This window comes from Streptosporangium sp. NPDC053982 (genome assembly GCF_055585205.1).
This window is the reverse complement of record NZ_JBVJKQ010000003.1, coordinates 210,245-231,222: the sequence shown is the minus strand read 5'-3', so window position 1 is coordinate 231,222 and position 20,978 is coordinate 210,245. Positions and strand designations below refer to the sequence as shown.

Below are 20,978 nucleotides of genomic sequence, written 5' to 3'. Positions count from 1 at the left end.
GACGCCAGCAGCCGCTGCATGAGGAGCCACTGACTTGTCCCGTCGCCTGTTCACCTCCGAGTCGGTCACCGAAGGCCACCCGGACAAGATCGCCGACCAGATCAGTGACGCGATTCTCGACGCCATGCTCAAGGGTGACCCCAGGAGCCGCGTCGCGGTCGAGACGCTGATCACCACCGGCCAGGTCCACGTCGCCGGAGAGGTGACGACGGAGACCTACGTCGACATCCCCGGTCTCATCCGGGAGAAGATCCTCGACATCGGCTACGACGCCTCCCACAAGGGCTTCGACGGCGCCTCCTGCGGCGTCTCGGTGTCCATCGGCGCCCAGTCGCCCGACATCGCCCAGGGCGTCGACGACGCCTACGAGGCCCGTGAGGGCGAGGCCGGCGACGAGCTGGACCGCCAGGGCGCCGGGGACCAGGGCCTGATGTTCGGCTACGCCTGCCGGGAGACCCCCGAGCTGATGCCGCTGCCGATCACCCTGGCCCACCGCCTGTCCGAGCGCCTGTCCCAGGTCCGCAAGGACGGCACCGTTCCCTACCTGCGCCCGGACGGCAAGACCCAGGTCACCGTCGAGTACGACGGCGACAGGCCGGTCCGCCTCGACACCGTGGTCGTCTCCACGCAGCACGCGGCCGAGATCGATCTCAAGGAGATGCTGGCGCCGGACATCAAGGAGCACGTGGTCGACCCGGTGCTCGCCGGCCTGGACATCGACACCGAGGGTTACCGCCTGCTGGTCAACCCCACCGGCCGCTTCGAGATCGGCGGCCCCATGGGCGACGCCGGCCTGACCGGCCGAAAGATCATCGTGGACACCTACGGCGGCATGGCCCGTCACGGCGGCGGCGCCTTCTCCGGCAAGGACCCGTCCAAGGTGGACCGCTCGGCCGCCTACGCCATGCGCTGGGTCGCCAAGAACATCGTGGCCGCCGGTCTGGCCGACCGTGCCGAGGTCCAGGTCGCCTACGCCATCGGCAAGGCGCACCCGGTCGGTGTCTTCGTCGAGACCTTCGGCACCGAGAAGGCGCCGATCGAGAAGATCCAGGAGGCCGTGCTCCAGGTCTTCGACCTGCGTCCGGCCGCGATCATCCGTGACCTCGACCTGCTGCGCCCGATCTACTCGGCGACCTCCGCCTACGGCCACTTCGGCCGTCCGGAGTTCTCCTGGGAGGCGACCGACCGGGCCGAGGCCCTGCGTACCGCCGCCGGCCTGTAGATCGCAGACCGCACCCGGATCCGCCGACCGGATCCGCCCGGCAGCCCCCGTGAGCTCGCTCACGGGGGCTGTGCCGTTCGGGCGACCTTGATCGCGAGCCGGTCACCTGCAGGGGGTATTTTCTCCCTGAAGGATCTTGGGGGAGAACGTGGACGGGCGGTCGGGGGCGGGCGAACCGCCCGTGGAGATCACAGGTTTCGTGGGGCGCAAGAAGGAGGTCCGCCAGATCAGGCGCCTCCTCCAGGCGTCGAGGCTGGTCACCGTCACCGGTGTGGCGGGCGTCGGCAAGTCGCGGGTGGCGGTGGAGGCCGCCTCCGGGGTGCGCCGGGCCTTCGCCGACGGCGTCCACGTCGTGGAGCTGGCCGGGGTCGGCGACCCCGGCCACCTGGAGCTGGCGGTGGCCCGGGCGCTCGACCCCACCGGCACGCTCGCCGGTCCCGGGGACCCGGGGCTGGCCGGCCGGCTCGGCGACGGGCGGGCGCTGCTGGTCCTCGACTCCTGCGAGCACCTGGTGGACGCCTGCGCGGAGCTGGCGCAGACCCTGCTGGAGAACAGTCCCGAGTTGAGGATCCTGGCCACCAGCAGGCAGCCGCTCGGCGTGCCGGGTGAGCACATCGTGGCGCTGCCGCCGATGGCTCTGCCCGGTCCGCGGGCCGGGACCTCCCCGGCCGCGCTCGCCCGGTACGACGCGGTCGCGCTGTTCCTGGAGCGGGTCACCGCGGCGAACCCCGGCTACGCGCCCTCCGACGCCGACGCCGCCAGGATCGCCGAGATCTGCGTCAGGCTGGAGGGCATCCCGCTGGCCATCGAGCTGGCCGCCGCCCGGGCCCGCGAGATCCCGCTGGGGCTGATCCTGCGCTTCCTCGGCGACCGGCTCTGGCTGCTGGCGGGCCGTACGGCGGGCGGGCGGCACCCGACCGTCGGGGCCACCGTCGAGTGGAGCCACGAGCTGTGCACCGCCGACGAGCGGCTGCTGTGGGCGCGGCTGCCGGTCTTCGTCTCCTCCTTCGACGTGGCGGCGGCCGAGGTGGTGTGCTCCGACGGGGAGCTGCCTCCCGAACGGGTGCTCCCGGCACTGCTGGGGCTGGTGGACAAGTCGATCGCCGTGCCGGTCAGGCAGGACGAGGACACCGTCTACCGGCTGCCGGGCATCATCCGCGAGTACGGCGTCGCGGCCGGGGGCGTCGACCGGGAACGGCTGCGCCGCCGCCACCTGGACCACTACTCCGGTCTGGCGCGGCGGGGCAAGGACGCCGGCCGGCACGGCGACCAGCTGCGGATGTGGATCCGGGTCCGGCGGGACTGGCCCAACCTGCGGGCGGCCCTGGACCTGTGCGCCGAGGACGCCGCTCTGCGTGAGATCGGGCTGATGACGGCCGCGTCGCTGTGGTACCTCTGGGTGGCCTGCGGGATGCTCCGGGAGGGCCGCCACCACCTGGAGCGGCTGCTGGCCCTTCCCGGGCCGTGGGACGACGCCCGCGCCTGGGGGACGCTCACCCTCGTCTACATCGCCGAGGCCCGTGGAGATCTGGAGCTCGCCCGGTCGCTCCTGGAGGAGTGCGCCGGGCACTCCCCGCCCGGAGCCCCCCTGATCCCCCTGGTCCATCTCAAGATGAGCGGCACGGCCGCCTTCCTGGAGGGCGACATGCGCGGTGCGGAGCGCATGCTGGGTGAGGCCGCCGAGCGGCTCGTCCCCGCCGGGGAGGTGCCCGAGGTGTTCCTGCCCGCGCTGATCGAGCTGGGCACGAGCCTGGCCTGGGGTGGGGAGACGGCACGGGCGGGGGAGGTCTTCCTGGAGTGCCGCCGGATCTGCATGGAGCTGGGGGAGGAGTGGGCGAGCGCCTACGCCGACTACGGCCTTGGCCTGGTCGCGCTGGCCGAGGGCGACGCCGGCCGGGCCGCGGCGTACGCGCGGGACTCCCTGCGGGTCAAACGGCGGCTGGCGGACGCGGTGGGCATCGTCTTCTGCCTGGAGTTGCTGGGCTGCGCCGCGGCCTGCGAGGGCGACCTGCCCCGGGCGGGGCGACTGCTCGCCGCGGCGCGGGCCGGCCGGAGCGACAAGGGGTTGCCGGAGGGGGGCTACCCGGTGATGACGGCCGACAGCGCCCGCTGGGCCGAGACGGTGGGCAGGGGGCTTCCGTCCCGGGAGGCCGAACGGGCGGCCCGCGAGGGCGCGGGGATGGGCCTCGCGGAGGCGGTCGCCTACGCGCTGGGCGAGGAGCCGGGCCAGGGCGCCCGGGACGCCGGAGACGCCGGGAACACCGCGGGCGCGCCGGGCGGGGCCGTACGGGACGCCGGGGACTGGGCGCCGCTGACCCGCAGGGAGCGGGAGGTCGCCGAGTTGGTCGCCGACGGGCTGACGAACCGGCAGATCGCCCACCGGCTGATGGTGGTCCAGCGGACCGTCGACTCGCACGTCGAGCACATCCTGGCCAAGCTGGGTTTCTCGGCGCGCGCCCAGATCGCGGCGTGGGCGACCCGGCGCCGCCGGGGCTCGTGAGCGCCGGCTGCTAGGTTCTGTTCCCCGGAGAGCCGAAGATCCGCCGGAGAGCCGGGGAACGAGAGCCGGGGAACGAGAGCCGGAGGGGGAGAGGAGGCGGTGATGACGGCACGGCCGGGAAGACGGCGGCCGGGGAACCTCCCGGTGGACCTGTCCAGCTTCGTGGGACGGGCCGGGGAGCTGTCCGACGCCGCGCGCCTGCTGGCCGGTGCGCGGCTCCTGACCGTCACCGGTCCCGCCGGAGTGGGCAAGACCCGCACCGCGCTGCGCCTGGCCGGCGGTCTGCGCCGCCTGTTCCCCGACGGGGTGTGGCGGGTCGAGCTGTCGGGCACCGGCGACCCCGCGGCGGCCGTCGCCGCGACTCTGGGGCGGCACGCGCCCTTCCCCGCACGGGACGAGGCGCGGGAGGCGGCGTCGAGCGGGCCACGGGAGGCGAGGGGGAGCGGGGCCCGGGACGCCGCGCCGGGCACGGTGTGGGAGGCCGTCACGGTCGCCGCCGCCACCGACGCCATCGCCGTCACCGAGGACGCGGTTCCCGGAGGCCCGGCCCCCGCGGGCGTGGCTCCGGCGGCGCCGAGGCCGCGTGACAGGCGGATGCTCCTCGTCCTCGACACCTGCGAGCACCTCCTCGGCGAGGCGGCCCGGCTGGCCGGGTCACTGATGGCCGGCGCGTCCGGCGTCACCGTGGTGGCCACCAGTCGCAGGCCGCTCGGCCTGCCGGGGGAGCGGGTGCTGCGGCTGGCGCCGCTGCCGCAGGCGGACGCCGTGCGGCTGTTCGAGGACCGGGCGGTGGCCGCCGACCCCGGTTTCACCCTGACCGCCGCCGCCGCGCCGGTGGTCGCCGAGATCTGCGACAGGCTGGACGGGCTGCCGCTGGCCGTCGAACTGGCCGCGGCCCGGATGCGCTCGATGTCGGCCGGGGATCTGCTGGAGGAGCTGCGCCACCGGTTCACCCTGCTGGGAGGCGTGAGCCGGAGCGTGCTGCCGCGCCACCGGGACCTGCGGGCGGCCGTGCAGTGGAGTCACCGGTTGTGCGACGCCGAGCAGCGGAGGATGTGGTCGATGCTCGGAACCCTGCCCGGCCCCTTCGACCTGGCCGCCGCCGAGCGGGCCTGCGCGGCGGCGCTCGGTGCGGACCGGGTGGCGCCGGTCCTGGCCGAGCTGGTCGAGTCGTCGGTGGTGCTGCGCGAGCCGGGGGACCGGTACCGGATGCCGAAGCTCTACCGGCGGTTCGGCCCCGAGCCCCCGGAGCTCACGGAGCGCCCCGAGCATCCCGCGCATCCCGAGCGCCCTGAGCACCCGGCGGGGCACCGGGCGCGGCCGTCCGCGCCACGGCAGCCACGCGGCGTCTGGCGGCCCGTGTGCGGGGCCCGCCAGCCGGCGCGGACGGGACAGGCGGTCGCCGGGACGCTCAGCGCCCGGGAGCTCCAGGTGGCCGAGCTGATCACCGAGGGGCTGTCGAACCCGCAGATCGCCGTGCGGCTGGGCATCGCCAAGCGCACCGTGGACGCCCATGTCCGCAACATCCTCGCCAAGGGAGGACTGGCCTCCCGCACCCAGGTGGCCGCCTGGGTGGCCGAGAGCGACCGGCAGCCGCCCGCGCGTGCGTCCGGGGACGACACCGTACGGTGACCGGCTCCGGTACGGCGACCGGCCCCGTGCCCGGAGACGGCCGGGAGCGCCGGGGAACGCCCGAGGACGGGCGGGAACGTGGGAGAACGCCCAAGGACGGATGGAACGCCGGGGAACGCCCAAGGACGGATGGGAACGGACAGGGACGAGCCCGATATAGGCACATCAACCGATGCGGAACGCCCAGCCGGGCCGTCATCATGGACGCGGCCAGTGGGGCACCACGCGTGTGCCGGCTTTCCGCAGCGTTCGGGTGGGACATGGGAGGGGTCCCCTTCCACCTGATTGTCGCCGGGACGCGCCCCGTGTCGGGCGTGACCCACTGGCCCTGGACGCGTCTCCCACCCGGTGGCGCGGCGCGACGCGGCCCGGGCGTCCGCCGCCGGGTGGGGTGTTCCACCCATGCCCGGCGGGTGGCCGGCCCACGGCGCCGCCGGCGATGGCGGCGGCCGGATCCTCCCATGCCCGGCAGGGTGGCCGGGTCTGGTAGACCAGGTGGGTGACCGAGACCCGACCCGCACCCGGCGCCCGCCCGTCCTGCGACGAAGGTGCGCTGCTGCCGCTCGACGCCGTGCGCCGGGAGCGGGCCGGGGAGGCGGCGCCGGGCGCGTCGCGGCGGGCCGGGGCGCCCGCCAGGGGGGTGCCGGAGCCGGCCGCTGTGCTGCCGGTCGCCAGGGTCGCCGTGGACACCCCGCTGCCCCACCTCGACCGGCCGTTCGACTATCTCGTCCCGGCCGCCATGGACGCCGAGGCGGTGCCGGGCGTGCGGGTCCGTGTCCGCTTCGCGGGCAAGCTCGTGGACGGGTTCCTGCTGGAGCGGGCCGAGGCCAGCGAGCACCAGGGCCGGCTGGCACGCCTGGAGCGGGTGGTCTCCCCGGAACCGGTGCTCACCCCCGGGATCGCCGCGCTGGCCCGCGCCGTGGCCGACCGCTACGCCGGGACCATGGCCGACGTGCTGCGCCTGGCCGTGCCCCCGCGCCACGCCCGGGCGGAGGCGGAGGAGCGCGCGGAGACGCCCGGCGATCCCGGGCGCGGCACCGCTCCCGGGGACGGTCCCGGCGATCCCGGCGGTCCCGGCGGTCCCGGTGATCCCGGCGATCTCAACGGTCCCGCCTCCCCTCCGGTCTCCGGCGGCCCGGGGCCCTGGGCCGACTACCCCGACGGGGAGGCGTTCCTCTCGGCCCTCGCCGAAGGACGCGCGCCGCGCGCCGTGTGGACCGCGCTGCCCGGCGTCACCGGCGACGGTCCCGAGTGGCCCCGCGCCGTCGCGGTCGCCGTACGGGAGACCCTCCGCGGCGGCAGGGGGGCGCTCGTGGTGGTGCCCGACGGAAAGGACGTGGCGCTGGCCGACGCGGCGCTGACGGCCGTCCTGGGCCCGGGAGCGCACGTCGCCCTCACCGCCGACCTGGGGCCCGCCGAGCGCTACCGCCGGTGGCTGCGGGTCGCCCGGGGACGGGTGCGCGCCGTCGTCGGCACCAGGGGCGCGGCGTTCGCCCCGGTCACCGGTCTCGGGCTGGCGGTCATCTGGGACGACGGCGACGACCTGCACGCCGAGCGGCTCGCGCCGTACCCGCACGCCCGCGAGGTGCTCGCGCTGCGCGCCCACCAGAGCCGCGCCGGCCTGCTCGTCGGCGGACACGCCCGGACCGCCGAGGCCACCCGGCTGCTGGCCACCGGCTGGGCCGGCACCCTCGTCGCCGCCCGCCAGACGGTCCGGACCAGGGCCCCCTGGGTACGGCCGGCCGGCGAGGACGCGGAGCTGGCCAGGGACGAGGCGGCGCGGGCCGCCCGGCTGCCCAGCCTCGCCTGGCGGGCCCTGCGGGCCGGTCTGGAGCGCGGCCCGGTGCTGGTGCAGGTCCCGAGGCGCGGCTACCTCCCCGCGCTGGCCTGCCAGAACTGCCGGGCGCGGGCCCGTTGCGGGCACTGTTCCGGGCCGCTCGCCCTGCGGTCGGGCCACGCCGTGCCGTACTGCCGCTGGTGCGGGCGGATCGCGGGCGACTGGCGCTGCCGGGCCTGCGGCGCGTCCCGGGTGCGCGCGCAGATCGTCGGGGTCCGCCGGACGGCGGAGGAGCTGGGGCGCGCCTTCCCCTCGATCCAGGTGAGGACCTCCGGCCGGGACGGCGTGCTGACCACGGTCGGTCCCGGCCGGGCGCTGGTGGTCGCCACGCCCGGGGCGGAGCCCGTGGCCGAGGAGGGCTACGCCGCCGCCGTGCTGCTGGACGGCTGGGCCCTGCTCGGCCGGCCCGACCTGCGGGCGGGCGAGGAGACGCTGCGCCGCTGGATGAACGCCGCGGCGTTGTTGCGGCCCCGCGCCGAGCTGGTCGTCATGGCCGACTCCGGGGCGCCGGCCGTGCAGGCGCTGCTGCGCTGGGATCCCATCACCCACGCCGAACGGGAACTGGCCGACAGGACAGAACTGGGTTTCCCCCCCGCGGTGCGGATGGCGACCCTCACCGGCTCGCCGGCGGCGGTGAGGGAGATGCTCGGCGAGGTGACGCTGCCGGACGGGGCGCAGGTTCTGGGACCCGTGCCGGTCGAGACGCACAGGGGCGACCAGGTGCGGGAACGCGCCATGATACGGGTCTCACAGGGGTCGGGGACGGCGCTCGCCACCGCGCTGAAAGGGGCCGTCGGAGTGCGCTCGGCACGCAAGAGCCCGGAGCCGGTCCGGGTGTGCATTGACCCTCTCGATGTGATTTGACGTGTTTCCCCGATTCGCGGTGCCGTCGGTAAGCCGTTAATTTTCCCCTGTGTCGATCGAATGGGTGAATCGGGCCGTCGCCGACCTGCGCGAGTGGGGGCGCACGCGGGACGTCGACGTCGACGTCGACGAGGTCCGGCTGCTCTGCGACTACGCGAGCGACTATCTGAACGTGCACGAACTGGGGGATTTCACCCCGGTCACCTTCGAGGAACTGCTGCTCGACATCTACCCGCGGAAGGTCATCGCCCCGCCGGAGAGCGCCGCCGAGACCGTCGCCGCCGCCCGGACGCTCGTCGACTTCCTGCTCGCCACCGAGGAGATCGGCGGCAAGATGGCCGCGCGGATGCGCTCCACCCTCGACCGGATCGAGCCGGAGATGCCGGTGGCGCTCGCCGACACCTCCCTGTTCGGCATGGCCAAGAGCCTGTTCAGCGCCATGGGCGCCGACTCGCTGGAGCAGGATGACGCGCCGGAGCCGTCGGAGGCCGGGGCCGGGGGACACGACGGGGAGCACGGCGACGAGCCGTGCGACTGCCCCGCCTGCTCCCCGCCGCTCCCGCCGGTACGGCTCGCGCCCCGCGAGGAGCTGGCCGCCGACGTCGTGCGGGTGCCCCTGGTGCGCGACGCCCGGCGGCTGGCCCAGTGGATGCTGGCCGGGGGCCGCACGCCGACCGTCAGGGGGCGGCTGCGGGTCCGCGACGCCGCGGAGGCCCGCGCCCAGCTCGGGGTGGCCGACCCGGTCCTGCTGTGGGACCTGGCGGTGCACGCGGGTCTGGTGCGGGTCGAGCGCAACGCCGTCTTCGACGGCGAGGACCCCGCTCCGCTCGACGTCTGGACGGCGGCCGTGGGCTTCCTGCTGACCTCCGGCCCGGGTGGCGCCGTCACCGGCCACCCGGCCCTCGACGAGGAGCTCTACACCCTGCTCGACATGGCCTACCGCCTCCAGGAGCCCGTGCCGCTGCCCACGGTCGCCGAACACCTGGAGGGGATCGGGCTGCTGGACGACGGGCCGGTGGACCTCTCCGCGTTCGTGCGGCGGCTGGCCTACTGCGGGCTGGCCGAGACCGGCGTGGACGGCCCCGCCGACGACGAGGGCGACGGCGGTCCCGGCGGCGGTCCCGGCGACGGTCCCGGCGACGGCGAGGACGACGACCCGGCCCCGGAGGCCCTGGAGCTGACCCCGCTGGCCGTGTGGGGGATGCGGGAGCTGTACGGCGCCTTCGGCATCGAGGCGCCGGAGGTGGCCGACATGGTCGCCGTCGGCGCCCCCGAGCTCATCGAGGAGCTGCTGTCGGGCATCCCGGAGGAGATGGCCGAGGCCGACATCGAGGGCTGGCTGCGCGGCAGGCCGCCGCTGGAGGCCGCCGTCGAGCTGCTCGACGCGGCCTCCGGCGCGGCGGCGGTCGTCAGGGGCGTCGCGGTGTCGATCGTCGACCGGCTCGGACCCGAGGCCGAGGAGGCGGTCCGCCGCCGCCTGGACGAGGCCGAGCTGCGCCCGCACGCCATCCACTGGCTCTCCGCCCGGGGGCTGCCCGCGCCGGGGCTCACCCCCGACGAGGCGCTGTGGATGAGCGTCGACATGCTCGCCCTGGCCATCTCCGCCGCCGAGGACGACCCCGAGGCGTTCGCCGAGAACATCTCGGCCTCCGGCCCGCCGGCCCACGTGATCGAGGAGATGTGGCGGGTGGACCACCCCGAGGTCGTCGAGGTCCTGGAGCTGCTCGGCCGCTCCATGCGCGACCAGGCCACCGCCAAGGCCGCCCGCAAGGCCGCTTTCAAGGCACGTTCCCGCGCCATCGGCTAGCCGTACACCCGTGGGGCTCGAGTGCAGTAAGTTGCTCGGGTGGCAAAGAGCGGGAACTCCGGCAACGTCTTCGATCTCGGCGAGCTGCGCAGGCTCGTGGAGGAGCTGGGATCGGGGTCGCGCGAGGCGCGCGCCGCGGTCCTCGACGAGGTCGCCGCGGACGGCGACTGCGACTGCCCCGGCTGCGGTCCCGACGCGCTGAGCTTCCCGCCGGTCCGGCTCGCCCCCGACGAGGAGCTGGCCGCCGCCGTTCTCGACGTCCCGCTGGTGCGCGACGCCCGGCGGCTGGCCGCGTGGACGGGCACCCGCCAGGTGACGCCCGAGGGACTGCTGCCCGACCCGTTCCTGCCCTGCGCCGAGCTCGGCCTGCCGGGTCCGGCCCGGCTGCACCTGCTGTGGGTCGTCGCGGTCAACACCCGCATGATCCGCATCATGCGGGGCGTGGCGTCGCCCGGCCCCCTGGCGCCGCCGGCCTCGCCGCCCCCCGCCGTGCTGCTGGAGTTCTGGGACGGCGTGGTGATGGACGTCCTGGACCGCGCCGACGAGTCGCTGACCGGCTCCGCCGTGGTCGACGACCACCTGGCCGAGATGCTCGCCACGATGTACGCCGTGAACGAGGGCCTGTCCCGCGCCACGCTCGTCAAGGGCATCCTGCAGTCCCACGAGGTGGCCTGCCAGGCCCGCCCGGCGGAGATGCGGGCCCTGGCCGCCGCGCTGCCCGCCGAGCTGGAGGCGGCGCTGGAGCTGCTGGGCTACTGCGGGATCATCGAGACCTCCCCCGCGGGCCTGCCCCGGCTGACCCCGCTCGGCATGTGGGCCGTCCGCCAGGACCTGCTGCGCGAGGGCCACGACGCGCCCACCGCGGCCGAGGTCGCGGTCTTCGCCGGCATCGACGCCACCGAGCTGGTCGACGCGGTCACCAACCGCTCGGCCGCCCCCAGCGCCGTCACCGTGTGGCTCGCCTCCCGCACCCCCGAGGCCGCGGCCCGGGAACTGGTCAAGATCGCCGCGTCCGGCACGGCCGCCCAGCGCGCCACCGTCGGCTCCATCCTGGAGGAGCTCGGCCCCGAGGCCGAGGTCCCGCTGCGGGAGGCCCTCGCCGAGCCCGCGATGTGGCGTTACGCCGCCTCCTGGCTGCACATCCGCGACCTGCCCGCGCCCGCCCTCACGCTCGCCGACCGCACCTGGCTCACCGTCGACACCCTCGCCGCGATGACCTGCCCCGGCCGGGCCTCCGACGTGGCGCGCGAGTTCGACCTGCTCGAACCCGGCGAGGACCCGGTCCGGGTGATCGAGGAGATGTCCCGGGCCGGCCACCCCGACACGATCGCCGTACTCGACCTGCTGGCCGCCCGGCACGGCGAACCGGCCGTCGCCAAGGCCGCCCGCAAGGCCGCGATGAAGGCCCGCTCGCGCTGACCCGCGAGGGGCGCCGGTGTCTGGACTGAGGGGCGCCGCGAGGGGCGCCGGTGTCTGGACTGAGGAACGCAGGAGCGAAGCGACGGAGTGACGAGGGAAGGCACCGGATCAAGAGCCCCGAGCCGCGACACGCAGTGTCGCCATCAACAGGGAGCGAAGCGGCGGAGTGACGAGGGAAGGCACCGGATCAAGAGCCCCGAGCCGCGACACGCAGTGTCGCCATCAACAGGGAGCGAAGCGACGGAGTGACGAGGGAAGGCACCGGATCAAGAGCCCCGAGCCGCGACGCGCAGCGTCGCCATGAGCACAGCCGGTGGACCCGGTCCGGGCCCTTAGACTTGGGGGATCCCCTGAGAAGCGTGAGGAGAGCCTGTTGGCCATTCAGTCGATCCGTCTTTTCGGCGACCCGGTGCTGCGCACCCCCGCGGAGCCGGTGAAGGACTTCGACAAGGAGCTGCGCAAGCTCGTCAAGGACCTCACCGACACGATGATGGACGCCCCCGGCGCCGGCCTGGCCGCGCCCCAGATCGGCGTGGGCCTGCGCGTCTTCACCTACTACGTGGACGACCGGCTCGGGCACCTGATCAACCCCGACCTCGACCTGTCCGACGACCAAGACGAGGAGGGCGAGGAGGGCTGCCTGTCCTTCCCCGGCCTGTCGTTCCCCACGCCCCGGGCGATCCGGGCCGTGGCCAAGGGGTTCGACATGCACGGCGAGCCCGTCACCCTTGAGGGCACCGACCTGATGGCCCGCTGCTTCCAGCATGAGACCGACCACCTCGACGGCATCCTGTTCATCGACCGGATGGATCCGAAGCAGCGCAAGCTCGCCATGAAGGCGATCCGTGAGGCCGAGTGGAGCGGGATCGCCGCGCCCGCGATCAAGTTCTCCCCGCACACCACCCACGGGAAGGCTCTGTAGGACCTTGCGTCTGGTCTTCGCCGGTACCCCGGACATCGCCCTGCCCTCCCTGCGGGCCCTGCTCGACTCCTCGCGCCACGAGGTGGCCGCCGTCGTCACCCGGCCGGACGCCCAGTCCGGCCGCGGCCGGAAGGTCCACCCGAGCCCCGTCGCGGAGCTGGCGGAGGAGGCGGGCATCGAGATCCTCCGGCCGCAGAAGGCGGGCGATCCGGAGTTCCTGGAGCGGCTGCGCCTGATCGCCCCCGACTGCTGCCCGGTGGTCGCCTACGGCGCGTTGCTGCCGCAGGCCACCCTGGACGTCCCGCGCCACGGCTGGGTCAACCTGCACTTCTCGCTGCTGCCCGCCTGGCGGGGCGCCGCCCCGGTGCAGCACGCGATCCTGCACGGCGATGAGATCACCGGCGCGACCACCTTCCGGCTGGTCAAGGAGATGGACGCCGGCCCGGTCTACGGCGTCCTCACCGAGGAGATCCGGGCCTCCGACACCAGCGGCGCCCTGCTCGCCCGGCTCGCCGAGTCCGGTGCCGGGCTGCTCGCCGCCACCCTCGACGGGATCGAGGACGGCACGCTGGAGGCCGTCCCGCAGCCCCCCGAGGGGGTGAGCTTCACCAAGAAGATCACCGTGGACGACGCCAGGGTCGACTGGTCGGCGCCCGCCATGCGGATCGACCGGCTGGTCCGCGCCTGCACGCCCGCTCCCGGCGCGTGGACGGAGTTCCGCGGCCTGCGGCTCAAGCTCGGCCCGGTACGGCCCGTCCCCGAGGCCGCCGGCCCGGACGCCCCGGCCCCCGGCCGGATCCTGGCCTCCAGGAGGTCGGTGCTGGTCGGCACGGCCACCTTCCCGGTGGAGCTGGGCGAGGTGCAGCCGCAGGGCAAGCGCGTGATGAGCGCCCTGGAGTGGGCCCGCGGCGTGCGGCCGGGCGACGACGACCTCATGGGCGGCGCGTCATGAGCGGCCAGGGGAGCGGCGGCGCGTCCCGCGGCGGGCACGGCCCCGGCCGGAACGGCGGCTCGGGCGGCCGGGGCGGCCGGGGCTCGGGCGGCGGCCGTCCGAGGCGGCCGGCGCGCGACGAGCCGCGCAACGCCGCCTACGACCTGCTGCGCGCCGTCGACGAGCGCGACGCCTACGCCAACCTGCTGATGCCCGCACTGCTGCGCGAACGCCGCCTGACCGGCCGTGACGCGGGCCTGGCCACCGAGCTGGCCTACGGCACGCTGCGCGGCCTCGGCACCTACGACGAGGTCATCGCCGTCTGCAGCGACCGCGCCCCCGAGGAGGTGGACCCGCCGCTGCTCGACGCCCTGCGCCTCGGCGTCCACCAGCTCCTCGCCACCCGGGTGCCGCCGCACGCCGCCGTGGGCACCACCGTCGACCTGGTACGGCTGCGCGTCGGCACCGGCGCGTCGAAGTACGCCAACGCGGTGCTGCGCAAGGTGGCGACCCGGTCGCGTGAGCAGTGGCTGGGGATCGTGGCCCCCGGCCCGGAGGCCGACCCGGTCGGTCATCTGGCCGTGGTCCACAGCCACCCCCGGTGGATCGTCACCGCGCTGCGCGACGCCGTGGGCGGCGGCTTCGACGAGACCGCCGCGCTGCTGGCCGCCGACAACGAACGCCCCCGCGTCACGCTGGTCGCCCGTCCCGGCCGCGCGTCGGTCGAGGAGCTGCTCCGGGAAGGGGCCCTGCCCGCCGCGTACTCCCCCTATGCGGCCTACCTCCCCGAGGGTGACCCCGGCGCCGTCCCGGCGGTGGCCGAGACGCGCGCCGCCGTCCAGGACGAGGCGAGTCAGCTCGTCGCGCTGGCCCTGGCCCGCGTCCCGGTGCGCGGCCGCGACACCCGCTGGCTCGACCTGTGCGCGGGGCCCGGCGGTAAGGCGGGCCTGCTCGACGCCATCGCCACGCACGGCGACCCGGCCGCCCGCGACGCCGGAGCCGGTACGGTCACCGGAGCCGAAGAGTCCGCGGCCACCGGGACCGGGGCCGAGGCGACCGGGGCCGGGGCGACCGGGGAGCCGGGACCGGCGGGTTTCGGGGGCGGGGCCCGGCTGGTCGCGGCCGAGCTGCAGTACCACCGCGCCCGGCTGGTCCGGCAGTCCACCCGCGAGGCGGCGGTGATCACCGCGGACGGCACGGCCCCCGCCTGGCGGCCCGGGGCGTTCGACCGGGTCATGGTCGACGCCCCCTGCACCGGCCTGGGCGCGCTGCGCCGCAGGCCGGAGGCCCGCTGGCGGCGCGACCCGCGCAGCCTTCCCGAGCTTGGACGGCTGCAGCGCGCGCTGCTGGACTCGGCCCTGGAGGCCGTGCGCCCCGGCGGGGTCGTCGCCTACGTCACCTGCTCGCCGCACCTGGCCGAGACCTCCGCCGTGGTCGGTGACCTGCTGCGCCGTCGCGACGACGTCGAGGCCCTCGACGCCCGCGCGTACCTCCCCGGGATCGAGGGGCTGGGTGAGGGCCCGTACGCCCAGTTCTGGCCGCACCGGCACGGCACCGACGCGATGTTCCTGGCCCTGCTGCGCCGCGGCTGAGGCCGGCTGGGGCCGCTGTCCGTTCCCGCACGCCACCGGGCCGCCGGGTCATCCGCCGGGTGGGGACGGCCGTCCCGGAGCGGGTGACCGTACGCTGGAAGGCGGGACGGGGGAGGCCGGACCGGGTCCGGTGCGCCGCCGACTCGTTGGCGCGCCCCTGTGGACCTGACGGCTTCACCGGGTTCCAATGGTCTTTTGCGCGTTCGCGGGCGCTCGCCGGCCGCCGTGCCGCTGCAACCGGCGTGGCGGCGGGTACGGCGGGCCGTCCCGGACGCGCGACGACCGGCGACGGGACGGGGTGCGGAAAATGTGCGGAATATCCGGCTGGGTGGACTTCGACCGCGACCTCGGGCAGGCGGGACGCACCGCGCTGGCCATGACCGCCACCATGGCCTGCCGGGGGCCCGACGACGAGGGGCTGTGGCTGGCCCCGCACGTGGCGCTGGGACACCGGCGGCTGGCCGTGATCGACGTCGAGGGCGGCCGGCAGCCGATGGTCGCCGAGGAGGACGGCCGGCCGCTGGCCGTCCTCACCTACAGCGGCGAGGTCTACAACTTCCGTGAGCTGCGCGACGAGCTCGCCGCCCGCGGCCACCGCTTCCGCACCCGCAGCGACACCGAGGTCGTGCTGCGCGCCTACCTCCAGTGGGGCGGCGACTTCGTCACCCGGCTGAACGGCATGTTCGCCTTCGCGATCTGGGACATCCTCCGCGAGGAACTGCTGCTGGTCCGCGACCGGATGGGCGTCAAGCCGCTGTACTACCGGCCGACCCCGGCGGGCGTGCTGTTCGGCTCCGAACCCAAGGCGATCCTGGCCAATCCGCTCGCCCGCCCGGCGGCGGTCGACGCCGACGGCCTGCGCGAGGCGCTCGCGCTCGTCAAGACACCGGGGCACGCGATCTACCGGGACATGCACGAGGTCCGTCCCGGCGAGATCGTCACGGTGAGCCGCCGGGGCCTGGCCCGGCGCCGTTACTGGCGGCTGGAGGCGCGCGAGCACACCGACGACCTCGACACCACCGTCCGGACCGTGCGCGACCTGCTGGACGACATCGTCGAGCGCCAGCTCGTCTCCGACGTCCCGCTGTGCACCCTGCTGTCCGGCGGCCTCGACTCCAGCGCCGTCACCGCGCTGGCCGCGAAGGCGTCGAAGGAGCACGGCGCGGGCGGAATCCGGTCGTTCGCCGTCGACTTCGCCGGCTACAGCGACAACTTCCGGCCCGACGAGATGCGGGACACCCCCGACGCCCCCTACGTCCACGACGTCGTACGGCACGTCGCCCCCGACCACAGCGACATCACGCTCGACTCCGCCGACCTCATGGACCCCTCCGTACGGGCGGCGGTCCTGCGGGCCCGCGACCTGCCCACCGGCATCGGGGACATGGACGCCTCCCTGCTGCTGCTGTTCACGGCGGTCCGCCGGCACTCCACCGTGGCGCTGTCCGGGGAGTCCGCCGACGAGGTGTTCGGCGGCTACCGCTGGTTCCACGATCCGGAGACGGTCGCCGCCGACACCTTCCCGTGGCTGGTGACGCCGGGGGCCGGGCGGTTCGGCGGGCTGGCCGCGCTCCTCGACGACGCCTTGCTGCGCAAGCTCGACCTGCCCGCCTACCGCGCCGAGAGCTACCACCAGGCGCTCGCCGAGTCGCCGCGCCTGCCGGGTGAGAGCGGCCTGGAACGGCGCATGCGGGAGATCTCCCACCTGCACCTCACCCGGTTCGTGCAGATCCTCCTCGACCGCAAGGACCGCATGAGCATGGCCGTGGGGCTGGAGGTCAGGGTGCCGTTCTGCGACCACCGCCTGGTGGAGTACGTCTTCAACGCGCCCTGGTCGATGAAGACCTTCGACGGGCGGGAGAAGAGCCTGCTGCGAGCCGCCACCACGGACGTGCTGCCCCGCTCGGTCCTGGAACGCCGCAAGAGCCCCTACCCCTCCACGCAGGACCCCGGCTACGACGCGGCGCTGCGCGAGCGCGCGGCCCGGCTGCTCGACCGCCGCGACATCCCCGTCGCACCGCTGATCGACGTCGGCAGGGCGCGGGCCGCGCTCGCCAGGCCCGCCGGTCCCGGCGGCGCCCCGGACGGGGCCCGGGCGCAGCTGGAGGGGCTTCTCCAGCTCAACGCCTGGATGGCCGAGTACGACGTCCGGCTCGACCTCTGACCGGGCTCGGATCCCCGGCGGGGTCCGGCGGGGTCCAGTGAGGTCCAGCGGGGTCCGGCGGGTCCGTCCGGGGAGACGCTCAGCCCGGCGGACCCGTCCGGCCCGCCGCCCGTCCCGCGCGTCCCGCTCCGGTGGGAGGTGCGGTGTCCGGCGGCAGCGGCCGGGCGCCCAGCCGTCCGGCCAGGGCCAGCGCCACGACGCAGGCGATGACGACGTCGGAGGCCAGCGGGGCAACCCAGGGACGGTAGACCTCGGCGGCCCAGCGGACGACCGGGGTGGGCGGGAGCGTGAGCAGTCCCGCGGCCCCGGGCAGGTAGACCAGGCTCGTCACGACGCCGCGGACCAGCATCAGCCCGTCCAGGCGGCAGGCGGGCATGAGCGCGAGGAGCGGGAACAGCAGGGCGTCGTACCAGGGGTGCTGCATCGGCGAGGTGAGCAGCCAGCCCAGGCAGCACGCCAGCGCCGTCCGTACGGCCGGCGTCCCCGCCCCCGGCCCGGCCTGCGCCCCGGAATGCGGTCCGGAGTGCGGTCCGTACGGCGCCGCGGGCAGCCGCAGGCACAGCAGCGCGCCGACCAGGACGGCCGCGCCGAGGGCGAGCCGCCCCTCCAGCGCGACCGCCTCCGGCCCCTCGCCGAGCCACGCCGCCACCGCCACCCGCCACGGGTCGGCCAGCGCGCGGGAGGCGACCTTGCCCGCGACGTTCGCCAGCGCCTCCGGGCCCCGGGTGGCGTAGGCAGCCGTCAGGGCCACGACCGCCCCGGCGGCCGTGGCCGCCAGCGTGGCGGGCGACCGGCGGGCCGCCCAGAACAGCCCGGCCCCGGCCAGCGCGAACGGCGCCTTGACGGCGGCCGCCGCGCCGAGCAGCACACCCGCAGCCAGGCCGCTGCGCCGCGCGGCGAGGAAGGACCCGAGCAGTAGGAGCGTCCCCAGCCCGTCGACGTGGCCGCCGGCCACCACGTGCCACAGCATCAGCGGGTTGAGGCTCCACAGCAGGTGGGCGCGGACCCGCCGCTCGCGGGCGGGCCCGGCCAGCCGGTCCAGGAGGAACGCCGACAGCAGGAAGGCCAGCCCGGCCATCGCCTTCCAGGCGAAGACCGTGCGGGCCATCGACGCGCCGCCCAGCCACGAGGCGGCCTGCTGCGCCCAGGTGGCCACCGGCCCGTACACCGACGGGGCGTTCCGCCAGGCCGGGGGGGAGAACGCGCCGACCGGGTCGCCCACGGCGTGCAGCCACGCCGGGGTCACCACGTACGGGTCGTGCCCCAGCGCGGCGATGCGCCCGTAGATCGCGTAGTTGAGGGCGTCGGTCGAACCGGCGGGCGGCACGAGGACGAAGACGAGGACGGCCACCGCCGAGGCCGCGAGCATCGCGCCCGGCGCGAGGTGCCGGCCCCGGCGCAGCGCGTACAGCCCGGCACCGGTTCCCAGCGCGCCGGCGACGATCGCCGCGGCGCTCAGCAGGATCACCGGAGTGGCGGCGGAGGCGGACGCGAAGGACCAGGGCGGTCCGTCTCCGAGGGCGGGCACCGCGGCCGAGGGGCCCGCCAGGCAGAGGAGCAGCATCGCCGCGATGGAGGCGCCGGTCAGGGCGAGCCAGGCGCGCCCGGCGAACCGCGCGGCCCGGCGGGGAGCGGGGACGAGCACCGGCTCCGGCATCGGCATCGGCATCGGCTTCCAGCTTAGAACACCCACGAACGTAGATCATCTACGACATTCCGGGGTCCCGCGTCCGGACGGTCCGGGTGGGGACGGCGTTCGCCGGGTGATCGGGGCGGGTGAGGTGATGGAGATCGGCTGAGTGCGGCGAGGAGGATCACGGGTGACGTGGCCGGTGCCGAAAGGCCGGCGGACCGACGGGGTGATCGAGGCGGCCGGGGGAGGGCCGGTGGGGGCCGCACAATAGACTCGGCCGCATCATGGCCGTACAGATCTCACCCAGCATCCTGTCCGCCGACTTCGCCCGTCTCGCCGAGGCGGCCGCGGCGGTCTCCAACGCCGACTGGCTGCACGTGGACGTCATGGACAACCACTTCGTGCCCAACCTGACCCTCGGCCTGCCGGTCGTGGAGTCACTGGTCAAGGCCGGCCCGCTGCCGCTCGACTGCCACCTCATGATCGACGACCCGGACCGCTGGGCCCCGGCCTACGCCGAGGCGGGGGCGGGCAGCGTGACGATCCACGCCGAGGCCGCCAAGGCCCCGGTCCGCACCCTGCGTGAGATCCGCGCCGCCGGGGCGCGCGCCGGTCTCGCGCTGAACCCGGCCACCCCCGTCGAGCCGTACGAGGACCTGCTCGGCGAGATCGACATGCTGCTGCTCATGACGGTCGAGCCCGGCTTCGGCGGCCAGAAGTTCCTCGACATGGTGCTGCCCAAGATCCGCCGGTCCCGCGAGCTGATCGAGGCGCACGGCGGCCGGGTCTGGCTGCAGGTGGACGGCGGCGTGTCGGAGCGCACCATCGAGCGCTGCGCCGAGGCGGGCGCGGACGTCTTCGTGGCGGGCAACGCCGTCTACGGCGCCGAGGACCCGGCCCACGCGGTGGACGTCCTGCGGTCCATCGCCGCCAAGACGGACCCGGCCGGCGAGAACGCCTGACCGGCGGGGATCCCGACCGGCGGGGAACCCTGACCATGGGAGTAGCCGACCGGCGGGAGCGTTTTCCCGGTGACCGGTGGGAAGGCCCGACCGGTAGGGAACCCTGACCGGCGGGGAACCCCGGCCACGGGAGCGGAACCCCGGCGGGCGCAGCCGGCCGCCGGGAAAGCCCGGCCGCCGGGAAAGCCCGGCCGGCCCGTCCGGTCCCGCCGGTGTTCTGCGATGCTTGTGTCATGGACCCGAGACGTGTCGCCCCCGGCCACCGGGGGCGCCCACGCGCATCCGACGGGAGGTGGCGCATGGACCACGGGCTGTTCGGACCGGGCTCGGTGACCTGGCGCGTGATGGGCGAGCCGATCCTGCTGGTCGGCGGGTTCAGGGCGCTGCTGATGCAGGGCCTCCACCCCAGGGCGATGCGCGGGGTCGCGCAGAACTCCGCGCTGATGGACCCGGGCGAGGCGTGGTCGCGCTTCCTGCGCACCTCCGAGTTCGTCCGGGTGCGGACCTACGGCACGACCGCCGAGGTCGCCGCCGCCGGGGCCAGGGTCAGGAGGATCCACGAGAGTCTCCGGGCCTTCGACCCCGACACCGGTGAGCGCTACCGTCTCGACGACCCCGACGCGCTGGCCTGGGTCCACGTCGGCGAGGTCGACTCCTACCTGTCGGTCGCCCGGCGGGCCGGGGTGCGGCTGAGCGACGCCGACGCCGACCTGTTCGTGGCCGAGCAGCGGCGCGCGGCCGAGGTCGTCGGCCTCAGCCCGGACGCCGTGCCCGGCTCGGTCCGTGAGATGCGCGACTACATCGAGGCCCGACGGCCCGGCCTCTACTTCGCCCCCGAGGTGCCGCACCCGCTGCGCCAGTCGATCACCCAGTCGATCAGCGCGCCGCTCCCGCCGTACCTCGTGCCGTTCAAGCCGGTCCTGCCCGCGCTGACCGTGCTGGCCTTCGCCACCATGCCGCGCTGGGCCCGCAGGCTGTACGGCCTGCCCGGCACGCCGTTCGGCGACCTGTGGGCCACCGCCACCCTGCGGGCGCTGCAGACCGGCATCGGCCTGGTCCCCACTCCGGTGCGCTACAGCCCCGACGCCCGCCGGGCGCGGCGCCTGACGGCCGAGCGGGCCGCCTGAGCGTTCCGGACCGCCCTTGAGGGGGTTGCGGCATCCGGTAGGGGTGTTCCATGCGGTTTGCCACGCGTGGCACACTGATGTACGGACGCCGGCCTTCGGCGAGGCGTCCGTACGAAAGCAAGAAGGCAGGAAAAGCAAGAGCAGCGTGCTCCGGGGTCGGTGAAACTCCGAACCGGCGGTTACAGTCCGCGACCCGGTCGAATCCATCGACCGGTTGACCCGGTGGAATTCCGGGACCGACGGTCAAAGTCCGGATGGGAGGAAGCGCGCGGGCGGAAGAGGTGTCTTCGGGCACTCCTTTCGCCGATGACGGTGCGGGCCGCCGCCGTGAGCGGCGCGCGTGCCGTCGTGATCTCCCCCGGGGCC

General features: G+C 75.4%; 13 protein-coding genes and 1 riboswitch. Of the genes, 12 read left to right on the top strand and 1 reads right to left on the bottom strand.

Features of this window, described 5'->3' with window-relative positions:
• Nucleotides 1–34 precede the first annotated feature (34 nt).
• The 10 genes from metK (at nucleotide 35) to asnB (ending at nucleotide 16,890) form a co-directional block, all read left to right on the top strand.
• Nucleotides 35–1,222 (top strand): methionine adenosyltransferase, encoded by a 1,188-nt coding sequence (gene metK / locus ACZ6W9_RS06285; protein ID WP_362934581.1) that lies wholly within the window; start codon nucleotides 35–37, stop codon nucleotides 1,220–1,222.
• A 181-nt stretch (nucleotides 1,223–1,403) separates the two neighbouring features.
• Nucleotides 1,404–3,722 carry an ATP-binding protein gene (locus ACZ6W9_RS06280; protein WP_470116828.1) on the top strand — a complete coding sequence of 773 codons (2,319 nt, stop codon included), beginning with the start codon at nucleotides 1,404–1,406 and terminating at the stop codon, nucleotides 3,720–3,722.
• A 102-nt stretch (nucleotides 3,723–3,824) separates the two neighbouring features.
• Nucleotides 3,825–5,354: a LuxR C-terminal-related transcriptional regulator gene (locus tag ACZ6W9_RS06275; protein ID WP_389954797.1), complete on the top strand. Its 1,530-nt coding sequence runs from the start codon at nucleotides 3,825–3,827 to the stop codon at nucleotides 5,352–5,354.
• Between the two features lie 499 nt (nucleotides 5,355–5,853).
• The gene (locus ACZ6W9_RS06270) at nucleotides 5,854–8,055 is read left to right on the top strand and encodes a primosomal protein N' (RefSeq protein WP_470116827.1); all 2,202 of its coding nucleotides are present in this window, start codon (nucleotides 5,854–5,856) and stop codon (nucleotides 8,053–8,055) included.
• A 49-nt stretch (nucleotides 8,056–8,104) separates the two neighbouring features.
• Nucleotides 8,105–9,862 (top strand): hypothetical protein, encoded by a 1,758-nt coding sequence (locus ACZ6W9_RS06265; RefSeq protein WP_470116826.1) that lies wholly within the window; start codon nucleotides 8,105–8,107, stop codon nucleotides 9,860–9,862.
• A 39-nt stretch (nucleotides 9,863–9,901) separates the two neighbouring features.
• On the top strand, nucleotides 9,902–11,281 hold the full coding sequence (locus ACZ6W9_RS06260) for a hypothetical protein (RefSeq protein ID WP_389954789.1): 1,380 nt from the start codon (nucleotides 9,902–9,904) through the stop codon (nucleotides 11,279–11,281).
• A gap of 373 nt (nucleotides 11,282–11,654) precedes the next feature.
• Nucleotides 11,655–12,203 carry a peptide deformylase gene (gene def, locus ACZ6W9_RS06255; RefSeq protein WP_362934599.1) on the top strand — a complete coding sequence of 183 codons (549 nt, stop codon included), beginning with the start codon at nucleotides 11,655–11,657 and terminating at the stop codon, nucleotides 12,201–12,203.
• Between the two features lie 4 nt (nucleotides 12,204–12,207).
• The gene (gene fmt / locus ACZ6W9_RS06250) at nucleotides 12,208–13,155 is read left to right on the top strand and encodes a methionyl-tRNA formyltransferase (protein WP_362934602.1); all 948 of its coding nucleotides are present in this window, start codon (nucleotides 12,208–12,210) and stop codon (nucleotides 13,153–13,155) included.
• On the top strand, nucleotides 13,152–14,726 hold the full coding sequence (locus tag ACZ6W9_RS06245; protein ID WP_470116825.1) for an RsmB/NOP family class I SAM-dependent RNA methyltransferase: 1,575 nt from the start codon (nucleotides 13,152–13,154) through the stop codon (nucleotides 14,724–14,726). Before fmt ends, ACZ6W9_RS06245 begins: the two co-directional genes overlap by 4 nt.
• Nucleotides 14,727–15,033: 307 nt before the next feature.
• The gene (gene asnB, locus ACZ6W9_RS06240) at nucleotides 15,034–16,890 is read left to right on the top strand and encodes an asparagine synthase (glutamine-hydrolyzing) (protein WP_470116824.1); all 1,857 of its coding nucleotides are present in this window, start codon (nucleotides 15,034–15,036) and stop codon (nucleotides 16,888–16,890) included.
• A 79-nt stretch (nucleotides 16,891–16,969) separates the two neighbouring features.
• Here the strand turns inward: asnB and mptB are convergent, their stop codons facing one another.
• A complete protein-coding gene (gene mptB / locus ACZ6W9_RS06235) occupies nucleotides 16,970–18,559 on the bottom strand; it encodes a polyprenol phosphomannose-dependent alpha 1,6 mannosyltransferase MptB (RefSeq protein ID WP_470116823.1) in 1,590 nt (529 codons plus the stop codon).
• Between the two features lie 248 nt (nucleotides 18,560–18,807).
• On the opposite strand from mptB, the gene rpe reads away from it, so the two are divergent.
• Complete coding sequence (gene rpe / locus ACZ6W9_RS06230; protein ID WP_389954777.1) at nucleotides 18,808–19,485, top strand: ribulose-phosphate 3-epimerase; 678 nt, start codon at nucleotides 18,808–18,810, stop codon at nucleotides 19,483–19,485.
• A gap of 299 nt (nucleotides 19,486–19,784) precedes the next feature.
• Nucleotides 19,785–20,612 carry an oxygenase MpaB family protein gene (locus ACZ6W9_RS06225; protein WP_389954775.1) on the top strand — a complete coding sequence of 276 codons (828 nt, stop codon included), beginning with the start codon at nucleotides 19,785–19,787 and terminating at the stop codon, nucleotides 20,610–20,612.
• A gap of 141 nt (nucleotides 20,613–20,753) precedes the next feature.
• A riboswitch (FMN riboswitch) is annotated at nucleotides 20,754–20,884 on the top strand.
• Nucleotides 20,885–20,978 lie beyond the last annotated feature (94 nt).